A 26,898-nucleotide genomic window follows, 5' to 3' on the forward strand; every position below is an offset into this window, starting at 1 on the left:
TGGCTCAGCGACCGGACCTGCGGCGCTGCTTGATCGCGGCGCGGACCTCACGGTCCTCCTCGGCGTGCCGGCGAGCGGCGGCGGCCTTGCGCAGGCCGTACCCGAAGGACGCGACCTTGACCAGCGGATTCGCGGCGGCTGCGGAGACCACGGTGACCAGGTTGGCGACGTTCGCGGTGACGTGCTGCGCGTGCTCGGTCATCGTGTCGACCTTGGCGAGCTGCAGGTTCACGCCGTCCAAAGAGACCTGCACCTGACCGAGCGCGGTGTTCACATTCTCCACCGTGGTGTTCACGTTGCCGAGCAACGGACCGGTGCGGTCGGTCACCTCGTTGATGGCCCGGGTCGCGGCGTCCACGGTGCGCCCCAGCTTCAGGATCGGCACGGCGAGCAGAACGACGAGCATCAGGAATGCGCCCGCCGCAATCAGACCAGCGATTTCTCCGGGGTTCATGTAGCGCGTCTCCTTCGGGTGGTCACGTAACGGCGGGGACAACGTGCAGACCCTACCGTCCGTGACCACCGCGCGCGTCACGACGCCTCTGGTGTCGGCTCCAAGAGGGGATCGTTGTCGTTCAGGATCGAATCCGGTGTCTCACCGACCGGCCCAGGATTCTTGTCGGTCTTGCCGCGCTCGTCAGCTATCTCGTTGCGGACCTTGATGCTCACCGTCGATCCCTCGCACTTCGCCGGGCCAGTCTCGCCGGCCTCGGCCGCCTCGCTGCCGGCCGGCGGCACCGCCTCCTGCAGCACCTGGTCGACCGCGCAGGCGGGCAGGCCGACAGCCAGGTCCAGAGTGAACTCGTCCCGTTTCCAGCACGAGTAGGTGCCCTCCTCCGGCTGGAGCGGCGACTCCGGGCAGCCGGCGACCTTCCACGGGGTCCAGCCGGCCGCCTTGAGCGCCTTCGCGTACACCTCCGAGGTCTCCTTGAACGGCCGCTCCGACTCCGCGGTCCGTTCCCGGAAGCGGCACTCCAGGAAGCACCAGCGACTGAAGCTGCCCTTGTCGTCGACCTTCCGGGCCGCCCAGGACGGGACATTCAGCCGGTCGAGCGACGCGAAGACCGGATCGTTGCCGACCGCGCGCAGCCCGAAGAACGCGGGCAGCACCAGCAGCACCACGATCGCCAGCGTGGACAGCGTGATCAGCCGCAGCCGCCGCTGGGTGCGCAGCCTCCGCCGCAGCTCGGCCAGGCCACCCTCCGGCTCGGCGGCCTCGTCGCCGGTGCCGGTCAGCGGTCCGCTTCCGGCCTTCTCCGGTACGGCGTTGGCCGGGCCCGCGCCGACCCGGGCCACCGCCACGGTCCCGGTGCCGGGCTCCACGGCCCCGGCCGTGACCGGCACGGCGGCGGCCACAACCCGGCCGGTCCCGCCGTCCCCGCTGTCGAAGTCGCCGTCGGCGTCGTCGAACGCGCCGAGCGAGCCACCGCCCGGTACGGCCGCGGCGCCGGACGCCGTGGCCGAGCCCGTGCCCCGTCCACCCGCCGGAGCGGCGTTCCCGGGCGCCGCGGCGGCGCCTCGTCCCGGATCGCCCGGCACCGCGACGGTGGCACGCCCCGCACCGCCCGGCACCGCGGCGGTGGCACGCCCCGGCCCGTTACCGGGCACGGTCGCGGCGGCTCCTCCGGCACCGCCCGGATCGTTTCCGGGCACCGCCACAGCCGCGCGCCCCGCACCACCCGGATCAGCACCCGGCACCGCAGCAGCGCCACGCCCGGCACCGGCCGGGTCGCTTCCCGGCACCGCGGCAGCGCCACGCCCGGCACCGGCCGGGCCGTTCCCCGGCACCGCACCGGTGCCGCGACCTGGACCGCCGTGCCCGCCACCGGGCACCGCACCGGTGCCGCGACCTGGACCGCCGGGCCCGCCACCGGGCACCGGGCCGGTGCCGCGACCTGGACCGCCGGGCACCGTGACCGACGCGGCGCCGCGTGGCGGCGCACCCGGGCCGCCGGCCTGCGGGCCGCTGCCCGACCCGCCGGCAACCGGGGCGGACCCGGCGCCACGCGGCGGGCCGCCGGGCCCACCTGTGCCGGCCGGCGCAGCACCTCGCGACGGACCGCTCGGGCCGTCGGCGTCCGCACCACCGGGGGCGGCGCCAGGCGCCGGGACCGAAGCCGCGCCCCGGCCGGGACCACCCGGACCTGTCGGGCCGACCCCGGGAACCCGCGCCGAACCAGCCCCCGGACCGGGCACCGCGGCAGAACCCGCGGCACCGGCCCGGCCGGCCACCGGCACGCCACCGCGCACCGGCCCGGACTCCGCGCCGGCTCCTCGCCCGCGCGGCCCGCCGCCGCGCGGCGCCGGTGACACCGGGCCGTTGGACGTCCGGTGGTCCGGCTGGCCCGTCCCGGCCGCGAAACCCTGACTGTGCTCCGGACCGGCGGCACGGCGACTCTCCGGGCCATCGGCCGGGAAACCCTGGCTCTGCTCCGGACCCACGGCGCGACGCCCTGCCGGGAAGCCTTGGCTGTGCTCCGGACCGGCGACGCGGCTACCCGCCGGGAAGCCCTGACTGTGCTCCGGACCTGCCGGGCCACGGCCCTGGTTCTGTTCCGGGACAGCGCGTCGGCGGCGGCCCCGTGAGGTCGGCTCCGGCGCACCCTGCCCCGCCCGGAACGCCTGGCTCGACTCGGGTCCACCGGCCGCGAAGCCCTGACTCTGCTCCGGGCCACCGAAGCCCGCGGCGAACCCTTGACTCTCCTCGGACACACCCGGTCCAGCGCGGAAGCTCTGGCCCTGCTCAGGCGCGCCCGCACCCGCACGGAAACCCTGACTCTGCTCAGGCGCCCCCGCACCCGCACGGAAACCCTGACTCTGCTCAGGCGCCCCCGCACCCGCACGGAAACCCTGACTCTGCTCAGGCGCCCCCGCACCCGCACGGAAACCCTGACTCTGCTCAGCACCGGCCATGCCGGCAGGGAAGGCCTGGCCCTGCGCGGGGGCCGCTGCCCGGCCTCCGCTCGCGGCGCGGGACGGGCCGGGTTCATCGCGGCGTACGGCATGACCGGGCGCGCCGGTCACCGGCTCGCCCCCACCCGCCTCCGGGTGCCCGCCGGCCATGTCGCCGAACGGCGAGCCGGCCGTGGCACGACCGTCCGGCGCCTCGCCGCGCCCGAGCCGGCGCGGGCCGGCCTGTCCGGGCACCGGCGCACCGCCCGGGCCACGGGTGCCCTGCCCCGGCGGCACCGCGCCGGTCTGGCCGGCGTCCTGCGCGCGCCGGTCCGCGGTGAAGCCGTCCTCGTCGGGTGCCAGCTGACCGTTGCCGCCGCGCGGGCCCGGCCGCTGGATGACACCGGAGGGGCTGTCCGCCATCGCGCCCGCACGACCGGGCACCGCCGGGGCACGCACACCCTGCTTTCCGGGCACCACCGGCGGAACCACCGCCGCCGCGGCCCGGACCGGCTGCCCGTCACCGGGCCCGGTCCGGCGCGGGCCGGGTACCCCGGCCGTTCCTGCTGCCGGATTGTTGCCCTGCCCGCGCGGGCCGCCGCCGGGCATCTGGCCGGGCGCACCGGCCGTCGCGCCGGGGCCGCCCGGACCACGCCGACCAGCGACCTGTCCCGCACCGGCGGGACCACCCTGAGCGCGCGGACCGGCACCGGGACCGTTCATCCCGGCGGCCGCGCCATCCCGGCCCCCGGGCATCGCACCCGGTCCGGTGTCGGGCTCGGCAGCACGGCGGCCACCGCGTCCCCGGGGCCCGTCCTCCGGCTGGACGACACTGTGCGCACCGGTGTGCCGGCCGACCCGGGCACGCGCGCCGTCCGGCGCTTCGTGCCGGCCGGTTCCGCGCTCCCCGGGGACGGCCGCATGACCGGCCGGGCGGCCCGCCGAGCCGTCCGGCCCACCCGAGCCCGGGCCGGAGCCGTCCTCCGGCCGCGCGTGTGCCCCGGAGACCGGCCGAGCCGACCCGCCCCGGGCCCCGGCCGGGTCGGCCGCGTGCGAGCCGTAACCATCGTCCGGCGCGGAGTGCGCCGGGGCGGCGTGCAAGGCCGGGCCACCGGACACCGGCCGCGGACCACGACCGCCATAGCCGTCATCCGGCGCGGCGTGCGACACCGGACCGCCAGAGACCGGCCGCGGACCACGACCGCCGTGCGGGCCGTCCGGCCCTGCGGGGGACGGGTACGCGCCGTCCGGCCGGGCGCCGTAGACCCCTTCCGGGGTGCCGGGGTGACCGGCCGCATCGGCCCGGCCCCGGCGGTTACGTCCACGGCTCGTCCGCTCGTCACCGTCCGGCAGCGGGCCGGTCTGGTACACGCTCGGCGGCACCGGTTCGGCCTGGTAGACACCCGGGGGCACGGTGTCGCCGGACCGTCCCGCGCCGACCGGCGGGATCGGCCCGGACTGGTGGACCGGGGGCGGCACGGGTCCGGGCTGCTGCCCGGCGGCGGGCGCGGGCCCGGCATCGGTACGGAACCGGTCGCGTGCCGGACCGGCCGGCGAGGTCGGGCGGATCCCGGGCGAGACCGGGCGTACGCCGGAGGTCGTGCCTCGCGGGCCTGGCGCCGCGGCCCGCGCGACCGGGATCTCCGGCGGGTTGCCGGAGCGCGGAACAACCGGCGGCACGGCGGGGTCCGCGCCCGGGTGGCGCGCAGCGCCCGGCTGACCCGGTACGGCGGAGCCTGCCGGGCGCCGGCCGTCACCCGCCTCGGGCGCCATGCCCGCCCGGCCGGTCGGAGGAACCGGCGCACCCGGGCCACCACGGCGAGCGGGCGGCACCGAGGCCGCGGCCCTCTGGCCGGACGGCGTCTGACCGGGCGGCCTCCGATCCGGCACTTGACCAGGCGACATCTGACCCTGTGGCGCCTGACCGGGCGGCATCTGAGCCTGCGGTCCCTGACCAGGCGGCATTTGACCCGGCGCCTGACCGGGCGGCATCTGAGCCTGCGGTCCCTGACCAGGCGGGATCTGGCCCGGCACCTGACCAGGCGCCATCTGGCCCCGCGGCCCCTGGCCGGGCCCCGGTCGGGTCCCAGCCGGAGCGGGCGGGACCTGCCCCGGCGAGCCACCGGGAATCCCGCGCTGGCCGGATGGCGCCGGCGCGGCGGGCATCGGGCCGGGCTGTGACCCGGCGGGCATCCCCCGAGAGCTCACCGGCGCGGAAGCCGCGCCGTGCGGACCCGCGTGCGGGCCGGTCCGGCGGATCGGCGGGGCCTGTCCCGGTCCGGCGGGGCCGGGCACGACCGCGCCGGCGGCAGCACCGCCGGGGCCACCCGGCACCACGCCGGGCGCGGGCGGACGCTGCTGAGACGCACCAGGCGCGGGCGGACGCTGCTGCTGAGCCGGGCCACCCGCGGGGCGGTCGGCGGTGTACTCACCCGAGCCGGTCTGCCAGGCGGGCACCGAACCGGGCATCGGACGGCCGGCGATGTACTCGCCGGAACCGGTCTGCCAGGCGGGCGTGGAGTCCGGCATGGGGCGTCCGGTGGCGTGCTCGCCCGAACCGGCCTGCCAGCCGGGCCCGGGGCCGCCGGTGGGCCGGGCGGCCGGACCGGCCGGCTCGTCCTGGTCGAGGTCGCCGCCGAAGACCGGGCCGTCGTCGTCCGGCTGGTCGTCCGGCCCGGGCGCCCGGCGGCCGGACTTGCTGATCCGGGCTTCGCCGGGAAGCGTGCCGGGGCCGATCGCGCCGCCCTGCTCCTTCGCCGTACGCAGGTCGTCGAGCCAGCCGGTCTCCTCGCGCGGCACCTCGACCGGCTCCACCGGCGGCTCGGCGCGGCCCCGCCCGAAGCGACGGCCCTTCTTGCCGCCGCTCTGACCGGCGTCGTCGTCGGGCCGATCGGCACCGCGCGCTTTCACGGCTGTTCCTTCCCGGCTGCGTCGCCGCTCTCGTCTGACCGCATCTCGTCACCCTCGGCATCCGGCCCGGCCGCCGCCGAACCCGAGCCCGTAGCCGTTCCCGGCTGATCCGCGGCCCCGCCCGCCCCGGAACCATCCGCCGACTTCGCCGCGTCGCCCACCGCAGCGGAACTCTCCGCCGCGCCCGCCGAACCGGACGACTCCGTCCCGCCGTCCGGAACGCACAACTCCGCCCCGCCGTCCGGAACGGACGACTCCGCCCCGCCGTCCGGAACGGACGACTCCGCCCCGCCGTCCGGAACGGACGACTCCGCCCCGCCCGCCGAAGCGGAGGCCGAAGCCCCGCCCACCGGAACCGAAGCCGAAGCCCCGCCCGCCGGTGGCGTGACCGGCGGCGGCGAGTCCGCCGACGACTGTGACGCATCCGGGCCCGGTGCACCACCCGCCGCGCGGTCCGCGCCGCCCGCCGAAGCGGCGACCGCCCGGCCCCGGTCGGCGCGCGGCGGCTGGCCCCGCACGATCCGGCGCAGGCGGGGCACCCGTTCGCCGACGGCGCGCTCGGCCCCGTGTTCGGTCGGCCGATAGTAGTCGGCGCCCACGAGATCGTCGGGGGCGTACTGCTGGCGGACGACGCCGCGGGGATCGTCGTGCGGGTAGCGATAGCCACGGCCGTGACCGAGGCCACGTGAGCCCGGGTAGTGCGCGTCGCGCAGGTGGGCCGGGACCGCGCCGCCGCGACCGGCCCGGACGTCGGCCATGGCCGCGCCGAGCGCCGTGGTGACGCTGTTCGACTTGGGGGCGGTGGCCATGTGCACGACCGCCTGGGCGAGGTTGAGCTGGGCCTCGGGCAGCCCGATGAGCTGCACCGCCTGGGCCGCGGCGGTGGCCACCAGAAGCGCCTGCGGGTCGGCCATCCCGACGTCCTCACTCGCGAAGATCACGATGCGTCGGGCGATGAACCGCGGATCCTCGCCGGCCACCAGCATCCGGGCCAGCCAGTGCAGTGCCGCGTCCGGGTCGCTGCCCCGCATGCTCTTGATGAACGCGCTGGTCACGTCGTAGTGCGCGTCGCCGTCGCGGTCGTAGCGCACGGCGGCCACGTCGACGGCGCGCTCGGCGGTGGCCAGATCGATTTCGGTGGCGCCCTGGGCCAGCGCGGAACCGGCCGCGGCCTCCAGCGCGGTGAGCGCCTTGCGTACGTCCCCGGCGGCCAGGCGCACCACATGGTCCTCGGCGTCGGGGGCGAGCGTGACGGCGCCGCCCAGCCCGCGCTCGTCGGCGAGCGCGCGCCGGATCAACCGGCGCACGTCGCCCTCCTCGAGGGCCTGCAGGGTGAGCAGCACGCAGCGGGAGAGCAACGGCGAGATCACCGAGAAGTACGGGTTCTCGGTGGTCGCCGCGAGCAGCGTGACCGTCCGGTCCTCGACCGCGGCGAGCAGCGAATCCTGCTGGGTCTTGCTGAAGCGGTGCACCTCGTCGATGAACAGGACGGTGGGTGGCCCGCCGCGGTGGCGCTCGCGGCGCGCCGTGTCGATCACCGCGCGCACGTCCTTGACGCCGGCGGTCAGCGCGGACATCGCCACGAACTTGCGGTCGGTGGCGTGCGCGACCAGGTGCGCGATGGTGGTCTTGCCGGTGCCGGGCGGCCCCCAGAGGATCACCGACATCGGGCTGGAACCGGTCACCAGCTGCCGCAACGGGGCGCCGGGGGCGAGCAGGTGCTGCTGCCCGACCAGCTCGTCCAGGCTCGCCGGGCGCATCCGGACGGGAAGCGGCGCGTCGGCGGCGGCCGGGCCGAATCCGGCGGTCTCGACACCGGCCGGGCCGGCCGCGGCTGCTGTCCCGAAGCCCGGCTGTGCGAGAGAGAAGAGGCCGTCCGTTTCCATCGGAACCGACAGTACCGGCCCGCCAGGGGCGATCAGAAATGCAACCTCACCGCCTGTGGACACGCTCCCGGCCCGCGAGCGGCACGCTACTGAGCGTGCGCCCGCGGGCCGCTGATCATGCGTGTGTCAGCCACGGCCGGGGCGGCGGCCGTAGAAACGGCGGCCGCTGCCGGTGCCGGTGGCCGGACCCCGGCCGACGCCGGCCAGGTACAGCGCCAGCAGGAGCAGGCCGAGCGACGCCATGGTGGAGAAATTGATCAGATCGGGGGCGCCGAAGTCCGTGCCGATCAGGTCGGAGAGCAGGTAGATACCGAAGACGACAGCTGCGGCGATGGCGAGCATCAGGTTCCTCCGGGGGTGAGAGCCGATGCCGGGCTGGTACCCGTGTCGATGCCTTCCCGAAACTTGGGTTTCACCAGATAGAGCGGTGCGGCCGCGGCGAGGACCACGGCGCCGGTCACCACCGCCACGCTGACGCTCACGCTCTGCGCGACCGCGGTCAGCACGATCGCGCCGATCGCGAAGCCGGGCTGGCCGACCATCGAGTTGAGCGACAGCAGACTGGTGCGGTACTCCCCCTCGGCCTGCCGGTGCAGCAACCCGGCGTGCACCGGGTTGGCCGCGCCGTGCACCGCGTAGGTCAGCAGGAACCCGGTGATCACCCCGGCCGGGCCGGCCAGCAGTCCCATCGCGACGATCGTCAGGCCCTGCCCGATCCGCAGCGTGAAGCCCGCCCAGGCGGCGCCGGCCGTGCGGATGAGCAGGGGCGCCAGCGCCGCGCCGGCCGCCGAGGCGGCCCATCCGGCGGAGCTGAGCGGGCCCATCAGGGCGGCGGCCGCGTCCCGGTCCGCCATCACCTCGGTGAGCCGGACCGGCATCAGCTTCTCGAAGGTGACCATGCCGAAGCTCCACAGCAGCTCCACCATGATCAGCGCGAACACCACCCGGGAGCGGCGGGCGAGCCGCAGCGCGGAACCGATCGCGACCGGCACGCCGCGCACCGAGGCGGCCAGGGCCGGCAGCCCGCGCGGCCGGCGGTCCTGGCGCATCAGCAGCGCCACCGCGAGCGTGCTGACCAGGCTCAGGACAAGAGCCACCAGCACCGGTACGGTCAGCGCCGGCACGCCGCCGACCGGGCCGAGCCACACGAGGCCACCGCTGGCCAGCGCGCCGACGGCGACGCCGAGACTGAGCGCGACGGAGCCGTGGCTCAGCCCGGTCTCGATGTCGGCGGCCGGGTCGGCGGCCAGCGACTCGTCGACGAACCACGAGTCCAGCGGCCCGCTGTCCAGCGCCCGGAAGACGCCCTGCAGCAGCCAGGCCGCGGCGAAGAGGGTGACCGTGTCGGCGACGCACATGACGGCCAGCGAGGTCAGGTTGACGATCCCGGCGAGCAGCAGTACCGGGCGACGGCCGAGGGCGTCGGCGAGCCCGCCGGTGGGCAGCTCCAGCACCAGGACGGTGACGCCCTGCACCGCGGCGGCGGCACCGGCCTGCGCGATGGTGAGGCCCCGGTCCAGCGGCAGCAGCACCATGATCGGGACGGTGAGGCCGACCGGGAACCAGCGGAGCGTGATCAGCAGCAGGTAGCGCAGCCGGATCTGGGCTACGGACATGGTCATGGTGCACGCTCCTGTGGTTCGGATTCGGCTCCGGTCCGCGGCAGGGCGGCCAGGTAGAGGGCGATCGGGCGGGCATCGGGGGCGGGCGTGTCCCGGCCCGCGCGCCGGTGCCGCTCGATCACCTCGTCGAGCTCACGCATCAGGGCATGTGTCTGGTCGGCGTCGAGGTGGAGCAGGTAGTCGGAGATCTCACCGGTGTCCCGCCACCGCGGGGGCTCGTCCGGCAGCGCGCGCCGCCAGTTCCGCGCGAGCTCGGCGAAGCGGCTGACCTGCTGCGCCTCCATCCACTCGGCGGCCGCGGTGGCGTCCGGGTCGCCCTCGTAGTAGCTGCGTCGCCAGCTGGAGACGTCGTGCGCGGCCCGCCACCAGCGCTGCCGGCCGCTGGCCGGGCGCTCCTCCTCGGTCACCAGGCCGGCCTCGGCGAGCTGGCGCAGGTGGTAGCTGGTCGCGCCGGTGTTGGTGCCCAGGGCGGCGGCGAGGCCGGTGGCGGTGGCCGGACCGTCGAGTCGCAGCTGACCGAGCAGCCGGAGACGCAGCGGATGGGCGAGAGCGCGGATCTGCGCGCCGGTGAGGTGTACCTGCGTGAGTTCATCGGCCATCCCGCCATGCTTCCACAGTAACTGTGCAAAGAAATTATGCACAGCTATTGTGCATCATTGGCATCTATCTGTTGTGACCTGCTACGACGTAGCCTTGACGTCAAGCAAGCTTCATGTTGCAAGCTTCTGACCATGGGAAACGACACTCTCGACGAGGCACTGCTCCGCCTGCACCGCACCGGTCCGGAACACGAGGGCTGGCTGTCCAACCACGCGCCGATGGCCACCGAAGCGCTGATCCGGCACGGACATGCCGACCACGTACACCGGTGGATCGACGACTACCGGGACCGCCTGGAGGACGTACCGCGCGGCATCGCGCCGATCTCCCCGGAAGCCTGGCGAGACCCGCTCGGCGATCCCGTGCGTACCGGAGATTGGCTCGCCTTTTTCGATCGCGAGGTGCGCGCCGCGCCGTGGCGTGACGTGCTCGCCCTCTGGTGGCCGCGGCTGCTGCCCGGGATCGCGGCCGGGGCCACGCACGGGGTGATCCGGGTCGGTCACGCGGTACGGGCGCTGCTCGACCAGGAAACCCCGGCGCGGGTCGCTGAACTGGGCCAGGGCCTGGCCTACTGGGCGGCACGGTGGCAGCCGCTCGCGCCGGCCGGGCGTGGACCGTACCCGCGCTCGGACCCGCGGGCCGCGCTGGACGCGATTCCGCGCGTACCGGATCAGCGCTTCGACATCCGCAACCGGCTGGCCCAACTCGCCGACCTCGCCGCCTGGCCGCAGGCGGCCGGCGCGGTCCCCGGAGCCGGTCCGGCGCCGGACCGGCTCCGCGAGATCGTCGCGGCCGCGATCCGCCACCACCTTCCCTACGGGTACGGCAACCCGGTCATGCTCGTGCACGCCGCCACCGCCCCGGCGGCCGTGCTGCGCACCCTGCCCGCGCTGCCGCCGTCACTGGTCGCGCCGAGCCTGGCAGCCGCGTGGGCCGCAACCGCCGCCGTCACCGCGGCGTACTCGCCGCGCACGCCGGACCCCGCATCCTCGACGCTCCACGGTGCACCCGGCGCCCACCGTCCGCCCGGCGCCGCTTCGCCCCCGAACGACCCGGCCGCCGCCGCTCCCGCGTCCCCGAACGACCCGGCCGCCGGCGCTCCCACGCCCACGAAAGCCCCCGCACCCGACACCTCCGTTTTCGCGGTCGAGCCCGCATCCGAAGCGCTCGCGCGCACGAACGACCCGGCCCGCGGCGCCTCCTGCGCCGCGATCGACGTCGCAGCCGGGCTGGCATCCGCGGGGTCGCTCGCGCCCGACCCCGCGGAGATCTTCCAGGCGGCGGTCGACTCGGGCGACGCGCACGCCATCAAATTCGCCGACGCGGCCGTGGAGACCTGGCGGGTGATCGGCGACCCTCTCCTGCTGGCGGCGTCCGCCCACACGACCGCACTGATCGGGCGCGCCGACTGAGCCCGCCTGATCCCGGTGAGCACTCGCAGCGGGCGCTCGCCGCGGCAACCCGAAAACAGGGCGCGTCGGCCGAGACCGGACAGGGCGCGCCGGGCCGAGACCGGGCGGGGCGGAACACCCCGGATCCGAGTCGGTCGGGAACGGGCCGGGCAGCCCCGCATCAAGCCCCTGACCAGCCGCCCAGCCCCGGTGACCAAGCCGCGCCCGCCGAGTGCACGACCGCCCCGGCCGGAGCCGACGGATCGCGCGCGGGGCCCGGAGCCGGTCAGTCGGCGAGCTTGAAGAGCAGGACCGTCTCCCATTTGTGCATGTCGGGCTGTTCGGCCGGGTTGGTCATCAGCATCTCGACCCGGGCGTTCCACAGCTCGCCGGTCGGCGTCGGGGTCATGTCCCAGGTCAGGCCGTTGCGCTGGCCCCAGTCGAGCAGGCGGGCGGTGACGCCCATCAGCTGGTCCGGGTGGCCGACGTGGGTGACCGTCGCATAGCGGCCGGCGGGCAGCCTGTCCATGAAGTCGGGGGGCTCGACCCGCACCGGGGCGGCGACCGGGATGCCGGCCTCCACCACCATCTCGGCCGCCATGTCGATCATGCGGTAGCGGAAGAACGGCGCGCCGGTGACCGGCACGCCGCGCTCCGCCAGGCCGGAGAACATGGTGGGCAGGTGGTCGGCGACGCGGGCGAACTCGATCATGGCGATCGATTCGCGGCGGCCGATGTAAAGCTGCTCGGCGCACCGGACGATGGTCGGTTCCACGCCGAACAGTCTCACAGCAACGACGCGTCCGCGCACGCCGGCCGAGCGGGCCGGTTGACTGTGGACAGCGAAAACAACCCCGGCCGGGGGACCATGCCGGCCCGCGGGACTGTGGACAGCGAAACGGCCCCGGCCGGGGGACTCCCGGGCCGGGGCCGCGTCACCCCGTCAGTTCGAGCGCTCGACCGGCACGGCCTGCCCGTCGGTGCCCGGCAGGCCGGCGGTCGGCTTCGGCTTGGCGTCGACGCCCGCCTCCAGGCGCTGCTGCGCGGTGATCGGCGTGGGCGCGCCGGTCAGCGGGTCGAAGCCGCCGCGGCTCTTCGGGAACGAGATGACCTCACGGATCGAGTCGAACCCACCGAGCAGCATGCAGGTGCGGTCCCAGCCGATGGCGATGCCGGCGTGCGGCGGCGGGCCGTACTTGAACGCCTCGAGCAGGAAGCCGAACTTGTCCTGGGCCTCCTCCGGCGTGATGCCGAGCAGGTCGAAGACCCGGCTCTGCACGTCGCCGCGGTGGATACGGACGGAGCCGCCGCCGATCTCGTTGCCGTTGCAGACGATGTCGTACGCGTACGCCAGCGCCTCCCCCGGCGCCTCGTCGAACCGGTCGATCCACTCGTCGTTCGGCGAGGTGAACGGGTGGTGGACCGCGGTCCAGCCGCCCTCGTCGGTCTTCTCGAACATCGGCGCGTCGACCACCCAGCAGAACGCCCAGGCCGACTCGTCGATCAGGTTCGCCCGCTTGGCGATCTCGATCCGGGCCGCGCCGAGCAGCTCCTGCGCCTCGCGCCGCTCGGCCGCCGCCGCGAAGAAGACGGCGTCGCCGGGCTTGGCGCCGACCGCGTCGGCCAGCCCGGACAGGTGCGCGTCGGACAGGTTCTTCGCGACCGGCCCGCGCGGGGCGCCGGTCTCCGGGTCGAGCACCACGTACGCCAGGCCGCGGGCGCCGCGGGCCTTCGCCCAGTCCTGCCAGCCGTCCAGTTCCTTACGGGTCTGCGCGGCCCCGCCCGGCATCACCACCGCGCCCACGTAACCGCCCGCGTCGATGGCGCCGGCGAAGACCCGGAACTCCGTGCCGCGCAGGTACTCGGTGAGCTCGACCAGCTCGACGCCGTACCGCAGGTCGGGCTTGTCGGAGCCGTACCGGTTCATCGCGTCGTGCCAGGTGATCCGCGGGATCGGCAGCGGCACCTGGTAGTCGGCGAGCTCGCTCCACAGCCGGCTGACCAGCTCCTCGCCGAGCTCGATGATGTCGTCCTGGGTCACGAACGACATCTCGATGTCGAGCTGGGTGAACTCCGGCTGCCGGTCGGCGCGGAAGTCCTCGTCGCGGTAGCAGCGGGCGATCTGGTAGTACCGCTCCATGCCGGCCACCATCAGCAGCTGCTTGAACAGCTGCGGGGACTGCGGCAGGGCGTACCACGTGCCGGGCTGCAGGCGGACCGGGACCAGGAAGTCGCGCGCGCCCTCCGGCGTCGACCGGGTCAGGGTCGGCGTCTCGATCTCGTTGAAGTCGCGGGCGTGCAGCACCTCGCGGGCGATCTGGTTGGCCCGGCTGCGCAGGCGCAGCGCCTTCGCCGGGCCGGAGCGGCGCAGGTCCAGGTAGCGGTACTTGAGCCGCAGGTCGTCGGAGGCGGTGATGCTGTCGTCGACCGGCAGCGGCAGCGGGGCCGCCTCGGAGAGCACGGTCAACTCGCGGGCCACCACCTCGATGGCGCCGGTGGCGAGATCCGGGTTCTCGTTGCCGGCCGGGCGGGCGTTCACCTCACCGACGACCTTCACGCAGAACTCGTTGCGCAGCGCGTGCGCGTCCTCCTCGCGGAAGACCACCTGCACCACGCCCGAACCATCCCGCAGGTCGACGAAGATGACACCGCCGTGGTCACGCCGGCGGGCCACCCATCCGGCGAGCGTCACCGTCGTGCCGGCGTCGCTCGCACGCAGGCTGCCGGCGTCATGGGTCCTGATCACGGAAACGTCTCCTAACAGAGTTCGCGGGGCGCACCCGACATTCTGTCAGGAGCACCCCGCGCCGCGTGTCACGGGCCGGTGCGAAGGTCGCGGGCGACGGTCAGCGGGGGGCCAGCCAGGAGGTGGCGCGCAGACCGGCGGTTCCGGCGCCGCCGACCTCGGTGATCTCCACGAGGACCAGCTTGGCCGGCTCGGCGGCGGTCAGCACGCACAGCGCGGCGCCCCGGCGGACCGCCACCGAGGCGCCCGGCCCGAGCGGGCCGGTGCGGATCGCCCGCAGGCAGCCCTTCGCGTCCAGGTTCGCGTTGGGCACGCCGCTGCCGGCGGCGGCGCCGGCAGCCAGGGACAGCCGGGGCGGCGTGCTCCCGCACCTGCTGTCGTAGCGCAGGTCGGCGACCCGCTCCGCAGCGCCGGCGCGAGGTTCGTCGAGGTCCAGGTAGGCCAGCGCGGCGCAGCCGATCCGCACGTTCAGGGCCTCTTTCGCGTACGTCACGGGGAGCACCGTGGACGACCGCGCGGCCACCGGCCGGGGGCTCACCGGGGCCGGCGCGGTGCTCAGCCGGTGCAGCAGGAAGGCGGCGGCGCCGGAGGCCAGAAGAGCCAGCAGGCCGACCACCAGCGCGGCGACGGCGAGCCGGCGGCCCGGCGGCCGGGGCCCGGCCGGTGGCGGGAGCCGTTCGGTCGGGCCCTCGTCGGTGGGATACCAGGGGACCTGCTCGGCAGCCGTACCGGGTTTCCGGCGGGTGACCACGGCGGCGCTGACGGCCGCGCGGTTGCCGGGTGGCCGGTGCCCGGCCGGCGGGGCGGGTGACCGGTGCCCGGCCGGCGGGGCGGGTGGCCGGCTCGCGGATGGTGGGGGTTCGGCCCGCCGGGGCGCCGGGGGTGGCGGTGCGGGCGGTCCGGGCTCGGCCCGCCGGGGCTCCGGGGGCGGGGGCGGCGGAGGCTCGGCCCGCCGGGGCACGGGCGGGGCGGGTTCGGCCCGGTGCGGGGCCGGTGAGGTGCGGTCGGCTCGCCGGGAAATCGGCGGGGAGGTCTCGGCCTGCCGGGGGGCGGCCGGTGGCGGCTCGGGCGGGCGGGGAGCGGGTGGCCGCAGCGCTGCGGGGGGTACCGGTTGCGCCGCGGCCGTCTGCCGGGCCTGTGCCCGAAAGCGCGTCGCGGGCGGTCCGCCGGGTCCGCGCACCGGGGCGGCCGCGCCGCCCGGAGCGTCCGGCGGGTCGGGGTCGGACGCGGCGACGAGCGGCGCCGGCTCCGCGGAGCGGCGGGCTTGCGGCGGGACGCCGCGGGCCGGGCCGCCACCGGCGGTGTGATCATCCGGGCCGGTGCGGGCGTCCCGCTCGTCATGCCCGTCCTGACCGGCGTAGCTGGCTGCACGAAAAACCGGCATAAGCAACTCCAGCGGCGCAGTAGACGAAAACCTACCAAAAGCCTAGGAGTCAAGATCGGCCCGCGACATCCCTCAGCGAGGCGACCCACCACCGCGCGTCACCCGAGCGCGCGGACACATCCCGGCCGACGGGCGTCGCCGAGCGCGCCGGCGACGGGCTGAACTCGTCCGGGACGCCGCCCCGGCGTTCACCGGGACCCCCGGGCGACCCCGATCAGACCGACGATGTGGTCGTTGAACGCCGCCAGCTCCTCGGCCGGCACCCACAGCTGCAGAACTGCCACCGCGACACCCGGCCCGCCGCCGGTTCTCCGGCCGCCCGGCGGTGCGCGGATCCGGTCAGAGACCGCGACACCCGGCCGCCGCCCGTTCTCCCGGCCGCCCGGCGGTGCGCGGATCCGGTCAGAGACCGCGACACCCGGCCGCCGCCCGTTCTCCCGGCCGCCCGGCGGTGCGCGGATCCGGTCAGAGACCGCGACACCCGGCCGCCGCCCGTTCTCCCGGCCGCCCGGCGGTGCGCGGATCCGGTCAGAAGTACGTGTGCAGCACGTCCACCACCCGCCGGTCGTCGTCCACCACCGGGATGTCGCGCCACTTGTCGAACGCGGTGCACGGGTGCGAGATCCCGAACCGCACCAGGTCCCCGGGCGCGATCGTGGCCTCCGGCGCCACCGCCAGGTACGCGTGATGGTCGTTGAGCCGGGTCACCCGCAGCCCCGCGGCCGGCGCCGTCCGGCCGTCCGCCCGCCGGATCTCCAGCGGCACCGGCAGCCCCTCGTCGAACGGCGCGTCGCGCTTGCCCATCCCGGCCAGCGCGAGCCCGGGCTCGGGCGCCGACAGCACCTGCGCCCAGATCTCCAGCGCCGCCGCCAGCGGCCCCTCCTCGGGCATCCGGACGAACGGCGTCCGCTCCCGGTAGAAGCCGTCGTCGTGGGTGACCGAGGCCCCGCTGCGCAGGATCAGCCGGGCTCGTGCGGCGAGCCCGCCGAGCCGGTCGGCGACCCGGTCGAACCACGCGCTGCCGCCGGCCGACACGATCGGATCCTCCGGCAGCAGCCCGGCCGCGGACAGCCGGTGGAAGCCCTCGGCCAGCCGGTCCAGGTACGCGTCCACCTCGGCCCGGTCGGGGATCTGCCCCTCGTACCCGGTGATGCCGACCGGCTCGACCCCGGGCGTGGCGGCCGCGGCGCGGGCCACCTCGAGCAGTTCGTCCACGGTGCGCACCCCGGTACGCCCACCGGGGTGCCCGAGCTCGACGAGGACCCGGGCCCGCCCGGCCGCGCCCGCCGAGCGCACCCCGGCGACCGAGTCCACCTGGAAGTACACCTCCCAGCCGGCGGCGGTCTCGCCGGCCAGCCAGCGCAGCGCGGTGGCGTCGAGCACCTGGTTGGCGATCAGCACCCGCCGCACGCCCAGCCGCCGCAGCACCAGCGCCTGGTTGGGGGTGGCCACGGTCATCCCCCAGGCGCCGGCCCGCAGCTGGGCGTCGAGCAGGCCGGGCGCCATGGTGGTCTTGGCGTGCGGGGCGAAGTCGAATCCGTGCCGCCGGCAGTAGGCCGCCATGGTGGCGATGTTCGCCTCCACCGCGCTACCCCGCACGACCAGCAGCGGCCAGGTGAAGCCGCCGCCGAAGATGCTCGGCCGGTCGCCCGCGATCTGTTCCGGTGTCCGCTCACCGTCCGGCAGCCAGAACCCCTTGCTGCGCCAGTCGATCGTCACGTTCGTCCTCCCTCGGTCCGCGGTCTTGCCGCCGGTTGCCAGACTGCACGCATGGCGGAGATCACCCTGCCCGACACGTTCGTCGGTCAGGTCACGCGGTGGTGGCCGGTCGCCGGCGCCCGCTGGCTGGCCGCCCTGCCGGAGACGGTGGAGCAGGTCCTGCGGGACTGGGACCTGCGGCTGGCCGGCACGTTCCCGCTGAGCCTGAACTGGGTGGTGCGGGTGCTGCGGGCGGACGGGTCGACCGCGGTGCTGAAGCTGGGCGTGCCGGCGTCGGAGCACCTCGCGCGGGAGGCCGCCGCGCTGGAGTTCTTCGCCGGGCGCGGCGCGGTCGCGCTCCTGGCCCGCGACCCCGCCCGCGGCGCGACGCTGCTGGAGGAGGCCCGGCCCGGCGTCCCGGCGCGGGCGGTGCTCGGACCGGTCGGGGCGCGGTCCCGGCCGGACGGCCCGGAACCGGCGCCGCACGGCGCGGGTGCGGGGCGGGCGGCGACCGCGCGGCGGGACGAGGCGGCCACGGCCGCCCTGATCGGGGTGATCCGCCGCCTGCACCGGCCGGCCCCGCCCGGCCTCGCGCTCCCCGAGCTGGCCGCGCGCCGGGTGTCCTTCGACGAGCACCTGCGGCGCTTCCCGGGCGACGACCCGCTGCCCCGGGAGCTGGTGGAGCGGGCCGGGCGCCTGTTCGGCGAGCTGTGCGCGACCGCGCCCGGGCGCGTCGTGCTGCACGGCGACCTGCACCACGACAACGTGCTCACCGCCACCCGGGAGCCGTGGCTGGCGATCGACCCGCACGGGGTGGTGGGCGATCCGGGCTACGAGGTCGGGGCGATGCTCTACAACCCGGACCCGATGGGCGACGACGACACCGTGCTGCAGCTGGCGCCGGCCCGGGTCGAGCAGCTCGCCGCCGGGCTGGACATGCCGATGGACCGGGTGGTGGCCTGGGGTTTCGTGCAGGCGGTGCTGTCCGGGGTGTGGACCGCCGCGGCCGGCGGCACGGACGCCGGGCGGCCGCTGCGCCTGGCCCGCGATCTGCTGCCCCGGCTGCCCTGAGCCGCTCACCGGTTCGCGATCATCTCGCGCAGCTCGGCGAGCCGGTCGGCGAGCGTGCGCGGGTGGCCGGGGGCGTGCGCTCGCGCGTCGCCGGGCCGCGGCCCGGTCAGCGGGCGGTAGTTGACGCCGAGCGCGTCCAGCCGGGCCAGGTGCGCGGGCAGCCGGGCGGTGAAGTCGGCGAGGTCGCGCTCGGCCGGACCCCAGACCACCTCGGCGAAGGCGCACAGTCGCGGGAACGCCATGTACTCCACGCGGCGCAGCGACTCCATGTGCTCGGTCCAGATGTTCGCCTGGGCGCCGAGCACCAGCGGATGGTCCGGCGGCTCGAACCCGTAGACGTCCGCCCAGGTCAGCCGGGTGCCGACGGGTGTCGGCTCGCCGGGGTCGTCGGACTGCCGGTAGTCCAGGTACAGCTGGACGTCCGGGCAGCAGACCACCTGGTGGCCGGCCCGGATGGCGGCCTCGGCCGGTTCCGGCCCGCGCCAGGCCGCGATGACCGCGCCCGGCGGCGCGCCGCCGGCCAGGATCTCGTCCCAGCCGTACACCCGGCGGCCCCGGGCGGCGAGGTGCTCGGCGATGCGGGCGGTGAAACGCGCCTGCTCGGCGGGGTCGCCCGGGCACTCGTCCCCGCCGATGCCGATCAGCTCGGAGCCGAAGACGTCGCAGACGTGGTCCAGCACCTGCCGGCAGAAGTCCAGGGTGGCCGGTTCGTGGTTGAGCACGTGCGGGGAGACCCCCCAGGCGGTACGGACCGGTCCGGTGTACCCGTTGCCGAGGTGCGGGTACGCCGCGATGGCCGCCTGCATGTGGCCCGGCATGTCCACCTCGGGCACCACGGTGACGTGCCGCCGCGCCGCGTATGCGACGATCCGCCGCAGGTCGGCGGTGGTGTAGAAGCCGCCGTGCGGGGTGCCGTCGTAGCGGGCGTGCCGGCGGGCGCCGAGCATCGACTCGGACCGCCACGCCCCGACCGAGGTCAGCCGCGGCCAGCCGGGCACCTCGATGCGCCAGCCCTGGTCGTCGGTCAGGTGCAGGTGCAGGACGTTGAGCTTGTGGTACGCGATCAGGTCGATGAACCGCAGCACGTCGGGCACCGGCATGAAGTGGCGGGCCACGTCGAGCAGCACGCCGCGCCAGCGGAACCGGGGCGCGTCCTCGATCCGGCCGCACGGCACCGACGGCTGCAACTGGCGGAGCGTCTGCCGGCCGTAGAAGAGACCGGCTTCCGAGCCGCCGCGCAGGTCGATGCCGCCGGGGGCGCAGTCCAGGACGTACCCCTCGGGGGCCAGCGCCGGATCGATCCGGGCGTGCACCCCGGCGTGCGGGGCGACCGAGCCGGGCGACGGGCGTACCGAGACGGGCCGGGGGATCACTCCGGCACCGCGAGGCGTGTTGTCATCGGCGCTCCGCACGAATCAGGTTCGTTAATAGTTCGTTTTGGTGCTCCCCTAGCCTGCGGCCCGATCAGCCCCCCGTCAACCGTCAGCCCCCGGTCCGAGGCGAGAAACCGGACGGCGACTTGACCTCGGCCGGACGTTCCCGCACGCTACGACGGCGAATAACGAACCATTTTGGGAACGACGGCGGGGGCAGAGATGATCGGGCTGGTGGTGCACGCCGCCCACCGCGCGCGCTTCGCCGACGCGGCGCGCACGCTGACCGGCGTCACGTTCGCCTGGGCGGTCTACGAGCACGAGCACGAGATCCGCGACCGGGTCGCGTCCCTGCTGCGCGAGCACCGGCCGGACGGGCTGCTGCTCGGCCTGGTGCCGTACGCCCGCTCCCGCGACCTGATCCCGGACGGCCTGCCGGTCCGCGTCACCCGCTCGGCCGCCCTGGACCTCGCGCTGGCCTGGGCGCGCGCCCGCGGCAACGGCTGGCCGGCCACCCCGGTCAGCATCGACACCTTCGCGAGCGAGACGGTCGACGAGGTCGCCGCCGCGCTGGATCTGGACCGCACCGCGATCGCGTCCCTGCCGTTCGAGCCGGACCAGCCGGTCGCCGACGTGGTCGCGTTCCACCGCGAGCACCTGGAGCGCACCGGCGCGCCGTACGTGATCAGCGGCCGGATGGGTGTCGCCGCCGCGCTGGACGGCCGGACCGCCGTGCTGCACGCCCTGGCCACCCCCGGCACCATCCGCGCCGACCTGCACGAACTTGCCCTGCGGATCCGCAACAAGCGGGCCGACGCTCAGCGCTTCGCGGCCGGGCTGTTCCTGGTCGCCGGGCCGCCGCACACCGGCCCGGACCGGGCGCGCGCCGGGCTGCAGCACCTGCTGGGCGACACGCCCGAGTTCGCCGACGCCTGGATCGACCGCCGCGGAGCCCGCGGGGTGCTGGTCCTCGCGCCCGCGTCACTGTTCGAGGCGGTCACCCGCCAGTGGGTGGGGCTGCCGGTACTCGCCGAGGCCCGCGACACGCTCGGGGTACGCGTGGTCGCCGGTTTCGGCATCGGCGGGTCGGCGCGGCTCAGCGTCACCCTGGCCGAGCGTGCCGCGGCCCGCGCCGAGCAGGACGCCGAGCCGGGCGCCTACCTGTTCACCGGCGACGGGATGACGATCGGGCCGATGGGCGTCTCCGCCGTACCGCTCACCTACACCTACCGCGAGCACGGCGGACTGGAGGAGCTGGCCGGCCGGGCCGGGCTCAGCGCCGCCACGCTCTCCCGGCTCGCCGCCGTCGAGCGCGGGCTGGACGGCCGCCCGCTCTCCCCCGGCGAACTGGCGCGCACGCTGGGCATCACCGATCCCAGCGGTCGGCGGCTGATCCGCAAACTGACCGGCGCGGGCCTGGTCGCCGAGACCGGCAGCGCGCAGGAGCACCGCAAGGGCCGCCCGTCCCGGCTCTACCGGCTCGCGATCACGCGGGCGCTGGAGGCCGGCCGGTGACCTGGGACCTGCTGCTGGCCGGGGGCGAGCCGTACGACGTGGCGGTGCGCGACGGCCGGATCGCCGCGACCGGCCCGGGCCTGCCGCGGGACGCCACCCGGGTCGTCGACGTCTCCGGCTGCCTGGTCACCCCCGGCCTGATCGACCTGCACACCCATGTCGGGCCGGGCTACTGGGGCATCGACCCGGACCCGGTCGCCTGGTACTGCGGCGTCACCACCTGGGTGGACGCCGGGTCGGCGGGGGCCTACACGGTGGCCGGGCTGCGCCGGGTGGCGCAGAGCGCGGCGGTGCGGGTGCACGCGCTGCTGAACATCTCCGCGGTGGGACTGGCCGGGCGTACCGGGGAGAGCCGGGACCTGGCCAACTGCGACGTGCCGCTGGCGATCGACGCCATCCAGGCCAACCGCGACCTGTTCCACGGGGTCAAGGTGCGCATCGACCGTGAGACGGTCGGCGCCAACGGCGTCGAGCCGCTGCGCCGCGGCCTGGCCGTGGCACAGGCGTGCGGGGTGCCGGTCATGGTCCACATCGGCGCCGCGCCGCCGGCCCTCGACGAGGTGCTCGATCTGCTGCGCCCCGGCGACATCGTGACGCACTGCGCCAGCGGCATCGCCGCGCCGCTGGGCCCGGCGGTGCGGGCCGCGGCCGGACGGGGCGTGCTGCTGGATATCGGGCACGGGTCCGGCGGCTTCGCCTTCGACGTGCTGGAGGCTCAGCTGGCGGCGGGGCTGCGACCCTTCACGGTCTCCACCGATCTGCACGCCCGGTCGGTGCACGGGCCGGTCTTCGACCTGCCCACCACGATCGCCAAGCTGCTCGCCGCCGGCGTCGCGCTGAGCGAGGCGCTCGCCGCGGCGACCGCGAACCCGGCCCGCGCGCTGGGCCTGCCGGGCGGGTCGCTCACCGTCGGCGGCCCGGCCGACATCGCCGTCTTCGAGGTACGCGAGCAGCCCCTGCCCGTGGTCGACGCCCACCGCCAGGTGCGGGTCTCCCCCCTGCGCCTGGTGAATCGGGCGACGTACGTGGCCGGCCGGCCCCTGCCGCCGCGACTGCCCGCCCCACCGGCCCCGTGGGTCCCGCTCACCGACGCGCAGCGCACCGCCCTGGACGAGCGGGCCCGCCATCTCCGAGACCTGCTGTCCACCCCGCTGGTCGGGGTGGACGGGCTGGCCGAACAGTTCCCGCGACACCAACCGAGGAGTTCCTGATGCCCAAGCGCGCTGTGATGACCGACAAGGCGGCGCCGGCCGGTGGCCCATACTCGCACGCGGTCGTGGCCGGCGACACCGTCTACCTGGCGGGCGCCATCCCGGCCCGGCCCGACGGCACCCGGGTGACCGGCAGCTTCGCCGAGCAGGCGCACGCCGCGTTCGCCAACCTGGCGGCCGTCGCCGAGGCGGCCGGGGCCAGCCTGGACGACGCCGTACGGGTCGGGGTGTACCTGCGCGACTTCGGGGACTTCGAGGAGATGAACGAGATCTACCAGCAGTACATCCGGGGCGAGCACCGGCCGGTGCGGACCACCCTGCCGGTGCCGCTGGTCGGCTTCGACATCGAGATCGACGCGGTTCTCTACATCGGAGAGTGACCCCGGGATAGCCGGTGACTCTCCTGGGTAGAGGAACCTCCATGCCTAACCCCGGAGAGTTGCTCGGTGGACGGTACCGGCTCGACGACCGGATCGCGGCGGGTGGCATGGGTGAGGTCTGGGCCGCCACCGACACCGTGCTCAGCCGCCCGGTCGCGGTGAAGACGCTGCTGGGCGGCCACGGGACCGACCCCGGCTTCCGGACCCGGTTCCGGCACGAGGCCCAGGCGATGGCCGCGCTGCGGCACCCGGGTGTCGTGGCCGTGTACGACTTCGGCGACACCGGCGACGACGACGCCTACCTGGTCATGGCCCGGGTCGGCGGGCAGCCGCTGAACCGGCTGCTCGCCGACCGCGGCCACCTCTCGGTGGCCGAGACGATGTCGATCGTGGCACAGGCCGCACACGCCCTGCACGCCGCGCACGAGGCCGGGATCGTGCACCGCGACGTCAAGCCCGGCAATCTGATCATCGAGCCCGACGGCACCGTGGTGCTGGTCGACTTCGGGGTGGCCCGGTCGGCGAACTCGGTGACCCTGACCGGCGCCCGCGAGGTGGTCGGCACCGCCCTGTACATCGCGCCCGAGCAGGTGTCCAAGCGGGCCACCGGACCGGCCGCGGACATCTACGCGCTGGGCGCCGTGGCCTACCACTGCCTGGCCGGGCGGCCGCCGTTCCTGGGCGACAACCCGCTGGTGATCGCACTGCAGCACGTCACCGACGAGCCGCCGTCGCTGCCCCGGGAGGTGCCGCGTCCGGTCCGGGACCTGATCGGCATCGCGCTCGCCAAGGATCCGGCCGAACGCTACCCGTCCGCCGCGGCGCTGGCCGCGGCGGCGGAGGCGGCGGCCGGCACCGCGGCCGGCGACACCCTGGCGGCGACCGGCGTCCTGGCCGACCCGGCGGTCACGGCCGGCGCCGGCGCGCCGGACCGGGCGGCCGGCGCGGCCGACCCGCAAGCGGCGACCCGGCCGGTGCCGGCCGGCGCCGCGGCGGCGTTCGCCGGTCGCGCCCTGGTCGGTGGCCCGCGGTATCCCGATCCCGGTCCGGCGCGCGACGGCCACACCATGGCCGGCGCGACGGCGGCGGCGCTCGGCACGGCCATCGCGACGGTCGTCGGCGCGGACCGCGCCGACGACCGGCCGGCCGGCGCGCCGCCCGGGTCGGCCGGCGCGCCGGAGCGGGGCCGCCGGCGCGCCCTGGCCGCGGCGGCGGCCGTCCTGCTCCTGCTCGGGTTGAGTGCGGCGATCGCTCTCGCCGACCCGTTCCACCTGTTCGACGGCGGGCCGCAGGGTACGCCGCCGGGCGCCGGCACCCCGTCCCCGGCCGTCTCGGCCAGCCCGGAACCGGCCACCTCCCGGCGGCGCGAGCAGGGCGGTGGGCCGGCCGAGCGGACGCGCGGCCCGGCCGCCACCGCGCCCGGCGCCGCGACGACCGGCGCGACCGGCACGAGCGGCACGACCCGGCCCACCACGACGGCGCCGGCCGGGACCGCGGCCACCACCACCGCGCCTGCGCCGACGACGGCGGCCCCGACGCCGACCACCGGCGGCGAGGACGGCGGGAACGAGAACGACGGCGGGAACGAGGGCGACGGCGGGGACGAGAACGACGACAGCGGGCCGGGCGGCGGCGACGAGGGCGGGAACAGCGGTCCCGGCGGGGGCGCGGGCTGACCGCCTCGCGCCCCGGGATCGCGGCGTGCTGCCGGGTAACGGCGGCCACGCCCGCGGGTGACGGGCCGGACGCCTGTCGCGTTCGGCACACCGCCCGGCCTCCACCCCCGTCTGGCCGGCCTGACCTGCGCGAACGTCGTGCTCGCCGATTCGCGGGCAGAGGCCGCACAGGATTCACCACGGATCGGGACGTCATCAACTGCCCAAGCAGGGGTTAACCACACCAGGAACCCACAAAAGCAGCTTTCCCGGCGGATCCGGCGCCGGCGCTGCGCCTTGCTGGGTGCCACCGCTCGGCCCCCGGTCCCCACATCCCCAGCAGGCAGGACATGTCGGTCGCCCACGACCTCGAAACCCCAGCATCCCGGCCGGTGAACCCGGTCGGCGTCCCCCCGGCCCCGGCCCACCCGCGCCTGCGGTTCCGTGCCGACATCGAGGGCATGCGAGCCGTCGCGGTCACCCTGGTGGTGCTCTCGCACGCCGGGCTGGCCGGGCTGACCGGCGGCTACGTCGGGGTGGACGTCTTCTTCGTGATCTCCGGCTTCCTGATCACCACGCTGCTGCTCGGCGAGCTAACACGCGGCGGCACGATCTCGCTGGCCCGCTTCTACGCCCGCCGGGCCGCCCGCCTGCTGCCCGCCGCCACGCTCGTCCTGCTGGTCACCCTGCTGGCCAGCCGGCTGTGGCTGCCGGCCACCAGGTTCGGGGCGATCTGCCTGGACGCGCTGTACGCGACGTTCTACGGAATCAACTGGCGCCTGGCCCACGAGGGCGTGCAGTACCTCAACGCCGGCGCCGAGCCGTCCCCGCTGCGGCACTTCTGGTCGCTGGCCGTGGAGGAGCAGTTCTACCTGGCCTGGCCGCTGCTGCTGCTCGGCGTGGCGCGGATCTTCCGGAGCACCGCCAAGCCGCTCCTGATCACCCTCGGCGTGACCGTGGCGGTCAGCCTCGCGGCGAGCCTGCGGGTGACCGGGTCGTCGGCTCCGTACGCGTACTTCGGCGCGCACACCCGCGCCTGGGAACTGGGCGTCGGCGCCCTGGTCGCGGTCGGCGCGGCCCGGCTGGCCAGGCTCGCCCACCCGGTCGCCGCCGTACTGACCTGGGCCGGCCTGGCAGCGGTGGGGGCCGGCGCGCTGCTCTACGACGAGCGCACCCCGTTCCCCGGGATCGCGGCGGCGCTGCCGGTGCTCGGCGCGGCGGCGATCATCGCCGGCGGGTGCGCCACCCCGCGCGGTGGCGCGGCGACGGTCCTCGGGCTGCGGCCGCTGCGGTGGATCGGCAGGTACTCCTACAGCTGGTACCTCTGGCACTGGCCGGTCCTGATGATCGCCCCGCACGCGCTGGACCGGCAGCCGGGGCCGGGCCTGAACCTGAGCCTGGCCGCGGTGGCGCTGGCGCTCGCGATCGGGTCGTACCACCTGGTGGAGAACCCGGCGCGCAACCAGCCGTGGGTGCGGCGGTCGGCAGCCCGCGGGATCGCCGTCGGCCTCGCGCTCTGCCTGGCCGCCGCCGGTGTCGCGCACGCCCTCGGCCAGCACCCGCCGAGGCTGGCCAGGGGCGGCCCGGCGGTGGACACCGCGCGGGCCGTCGCGGTCGCCGCCGACCCGGAGGCCGAGCTGCGGCGGATCATCGTGGCCTCGGCGAGCCTGGGCCGGCTCCCGGCCAACGTCGTCCCGCCGGTGCCCGAGGCGCGCCGGGACCTGCCGGCCTACTACCGCAGCGGCTGCCACCTGCAGTACCGGGAGACCGTCCATCCCGGCCCGTGCGTCTTCGGCGACCCGGCCGGCGCCCGGTCGGTCTATCTGCTCGGCGACTCGCACGCCGCGCACTGGTACCCGGCGCTGGACGCGATCGCCCGCGAGCGTGGCTGGCGGCTGCTGGTCCGCACCAAGAGCGCCTGCCAGGCGGCCCGGATCCGCAACTACTCGAACATCTTCAAGCGCCCGTACGACGAGTGCGTCCGGTGGCGCGAGCGCGTCCTCGCCGAGATCGGCCGGGCCCGGCCGGCGATGGTGGTGCTGTCGTCGAACGGCAACGACAACGGCGGCCTGCTCGACGGGCGGGGCAACCGGATCGACCGGGGCAGCCCGGCGCAGGCCGACGCGCTGTGGGCGCGGGGCTGGGCGGAGACGTTCCGGGCGATCCGCAACCGGGGCACCCGGCTCGTGCTGATCGAGGACACCCCGTGGCCGGGCCGGGACGCGCCCGAGTGCCTGGCGGCGAACTCGCAGCACGCGTCGCGGTGCGCCCGCCCGGCGGCCCGGGCGATGCCGTTCCCGGCCCGGCAGGCGCTGGTCTCGCGCACCGCCCGGGCGCTGGGCGTCACCGTGATCGCCTCCCGGCCGTGGTTCTGCGCCGCGGTCTGCCCGGCGGTGGTCGGCAACCTGCTGACGTGGCGGGACAACAGCCACCTCACCACCGGGTACGCGGCCATGCTGGCCCCGGTGCTGGCGGCGAGGCTGCCGATCGGCCGGTGAAGCGCATAGGCTGTGGCCTATGCCTCGGCCCGGACGCGCCGCTGACCGGGCGACACCGGCCGCACG

At 76.0% G+C, this 26,898-nt stretch carries 18 protein-coding genes and 1 pseudogene; 8 read left to right on the forward strand and 11 right to left on the reverse strand.

Features of this window, described 5'->3' with window-relative positions; all coding sequences use genetic code 11:
• Window positions 1-4 precede the first annotated feature (4 nt).
• Complete coding sequence (locus ACTEI_RS26745; protein ID WP_122980180.1) at window positions 5-454, reverse strand: DUF948 domain-containing protein; 450 nt, start codon at window positions 452-454, stop codon at window positions 5-7.
• Window positions 455-531: 77 nt separating this feature from the next.
• Window positions 532-1,608, reverse strand: a complete 1,077-nt coding sequence (locus tag ACTEI_RS26750; RefSeq protein WP_145830967.1) for a hypothetical protein — start codon at window positions 1,606-1,608, stop codon at window positions 532-534.
• Between the two features lie 3,174 nt (window positions 1,609-4,782).
• On the opposite strand from ACTEI_RS26750, the gene ACTEI_RS37410 reads away from it, so the two are divergent.
• On the forward strand, window positions 4,783-5,073 hold the full coding sequence (locus ACTEI_RS37410) for a hypothetical protein (protein WP_145830968.1): 291 nt from the start codon (window positions 4,783-4,785) through the stop codon (window positions 5,071-5,073).
• A gap of 725 nt (window positions 5,074-5,798) precedes the next feature.
• Here ACTEI_RS37410 and ACTEI_RS26775 read toward each other — a convergent pair.
• From ACTEI_RS26775 to ACTEI_RS26790, 4 genes are all read right to left on the reverse strand, one after another.
• Window positions 5,799-7,688, reverse strand: a complete 1,890-nt coding sequence (locus ACTEI_RS26775) for a replication-associated recombination protein A (RefSeq protein ID WP_122980186.1) — start codon at window positions 7,686-7,688, stop codon at window positions 5,799-5,801.
• Between the two features lie 126 nt (window positions 7,689-7,814).
• Window positions 7,815-8,030 carry a hypothetical protein gene (locus tag ACTEI_RS26780; protein ID WP_122980187.1) on the reverse strand — a complete coding sequence of 72 codons (216 nt, stop codon included), beginning with the start codon at window positions 8,028-8,030 and terminating at the stop codon, window positions 7,815-7,817.
• Window positions 8,030-9,310 (reverse strand): MFS transporter, encoded by a 1,281-nt coding sequence (locus ACTEI_RS26785; protein ID WP_122980188.1) that lies wholly within the window; start codon window positions 9,308-9,310, stop codon window positions 8,030-8,032. Before ACTEI_RS26785 ends, ACTEI_RS26780 begins: the two co-directional genes overlap by 1 nt.
• A complete protein-coding gene (locus ACTEI_RS26790) occupies window positions 9,307-9,909 on the reverse strand; it encodes a helix-turn-helix domain-containing protein (RefSeq protein ID WP_122980189.1) in 603 nt (200 codons plus the stop codon). Before ACTEI_RS26790 ends, ACTEI_RS26785 begins: the two co-directional genes overlap by 4 nt.
• A 132-nt stretch (window positions 9,910-10,041) precedes the next feature.
• On the opposite strand from ACTEI_RS26790, the pseudogene ACTEI_RS26795 reads away from it, so the two are divergent.
• Window positions 10,042-10,932 (forward strand): annotated as a pseudogene (locus tag ACTEI_RS26795) (questin oxidase family protein); the annotation flags it as partial.
• Between the two features lie 655 nt (window positions 10,933-11,587).
• Here ACTEI_RS26795 and ACTEI_RS26800 read toward each other — a convergent pair.
• The 4 genes from ACTEI_RS26800 to ACTEI_RS26815 all read right to left on the reverse strand — a co-directional run bounded on the left by ACTEI_RS26800 (window position 11,588) and on the right by ACTEI_RS26815 (window position 17,150).
• Entirely contained in the window at window positions 11,588-12,076 is a 489-nt protein-coding gene (locus ACTEI_RS26800) for a GyrI-like domain-containing protein (protein ID WP_239082357.1), read from the reverse strand.
• Between the two features lie 168 nt (window positions 12,077-12,244).
• Window positions 12,245-14,047 (reverse strand): aspartate--tRNA ligase, encoded by a 1,803-nt coding sequence (gene aspS / locus ACTEI_RS26805; RefSeq protein WP_122980192.1) that lies wholly within the window; start codon window positions 14,045-14,047, stop codon window positions 12,245-12,247.
• Between the two features lie 100 nt (window positions 14,048-14,147).
• Window positions 14,148-14,798 (reverse strand): hypothetical protein, encoded by a 651-nt coding sequence (locus tag ACTEI_RS26810; RefSeq protein ID WP_122980193.1) that lies wholly within the window; start codon window positions 14,796-14,798, stop codon window positions 14,148-14,150.
• A 1,161-nt stretch (window positions 14,799-15,959) separates the two neighbouring features.
• Window positions 15,960-17,150, reverse strand: coding sequence for an alanine racemase (locus tag ACTEI_RS26815; protein WP_122980194.1), 1,191 nt, complete (start codon window positions 17,148-17,150; stop codon window positions 15,960-15,962).
• Window positions 17,151-17,201: 51 nt separating this feature from the next.
• Here ACTEI_RS26815 and ACTEI_RS26820 point away from each other — a divergent pair, with 51 nt between their 5' ends.
• On the forward strand, window positions 17,202-18,200 hold the full coding sequence (locus ACTEI_RS26820) for an aminoglycoside phosphotransferase family protein (protein WP_122980195.1): 999 nt from the start codon (window positions 17,202-17,204) through the stop codon (window positions 18,198-18,200).
• A gap of 5 nt (window positions 18,201-18,205) precedes the next feature.
• Here the strand turns inward: ACTEI_RS26820 and ACTEI_RS26825 are convergent, their stop codons facing one another.
• A complete protein-coding gene (locus tag ACTEI_RS26825) occupies window positions 18,206-19,573 on the reverse strand; it encodes a beta-N-acetylhexosaminidase (RefSeq protein WP_122980196.1) in 1,368 nt (455 codons plus the stop codon).
• Window positions 19,574-19,795: 222 nt separating this feature from the next.
• On the opposite strand from ACTEI_RS26825, the gene ACTEI_RS26830 reads away from it, so the two are divergent.
• The 5 genes from ACTEI_RS26830 (at window position 19,796) to ACTEI_RS26850 (ending at window position 26,832) form a co-directional block, all read left to right on the forward strand.
• The gene (locus ACTEI_RS26830; RefSeq protein WP_122980197.1) at window positions 19,796-21,088 is read left to right on the forward strand and encodes a helix-turn-helix domain-containing protein; all 1,293 of its coding nucleotides are present in this window, start codon (window positions 19,796-19,798) and stop codon (window positions 21,086-21,088) included.
• Entirely contained in the window at window positions 21,085-22,299 is a 1,215-nt protein-coding gene (locus tag ACTEI_RS26835; RefSeq protein WP_122980198.1) for an amidohydrolase/deacetylase family metallohydrolase, read from the forward strand. Before ACTEI_RS26830 ends, ACTEI_RS26835 begins: the two co-directional genes overlap by 4 nt.
• Entirely contained in the window at window positions 22,299-22,679 is a 381-nt protein-coding gene (locus ACTEI_RS26840; RefSeq protein ID WP_122980199.1) for a RidA family protein, read from the forward strand. Before ACTEI_RS26835 ends, ACTEI_RS26840 begins: the two co-directional genes overlap by 1 nt.
• A 41-nt stretch (window positions 22,680-22,720) precedes the next feature.
• Entirely contained in the window at window positions 22,721-24,355 is a 1,635-nt protein-coding gene (locus ACTEI_RS26845; protein ID WP_122980200.1) for a serine/threonine-protein kinase, read from the forward strand.
• 329 nt (window positions 24,356-24,684) lie between these two features.
• Window positions 24,685-26,832 carry an acyltransferase family protein gene (locus ACTEI_RS26850; RefSeq protein ID WP_122980201.1) on the forward strand — a complete coding sequence of 716 codons (2,148 nt, stop codon included), beginning with the start codon at window positions 24,685-24,687 and terminating at the stop codon, window positions 26,830-26,832.
• Window positions 26,833-26,898 lie beyond the last annotated feature (66 nt).

Origin of the sequence: Actinoplanes teichomyceticus ATCC 31121 (assembly GCF_003711105.1) — a bacterium.
GTDB lineage: Bacteria > Actinomycetota > Actinomycetes > Mycobacteriales > Micromonosporaceae > Actinoplanes > Actinoplanes teichomyceticus.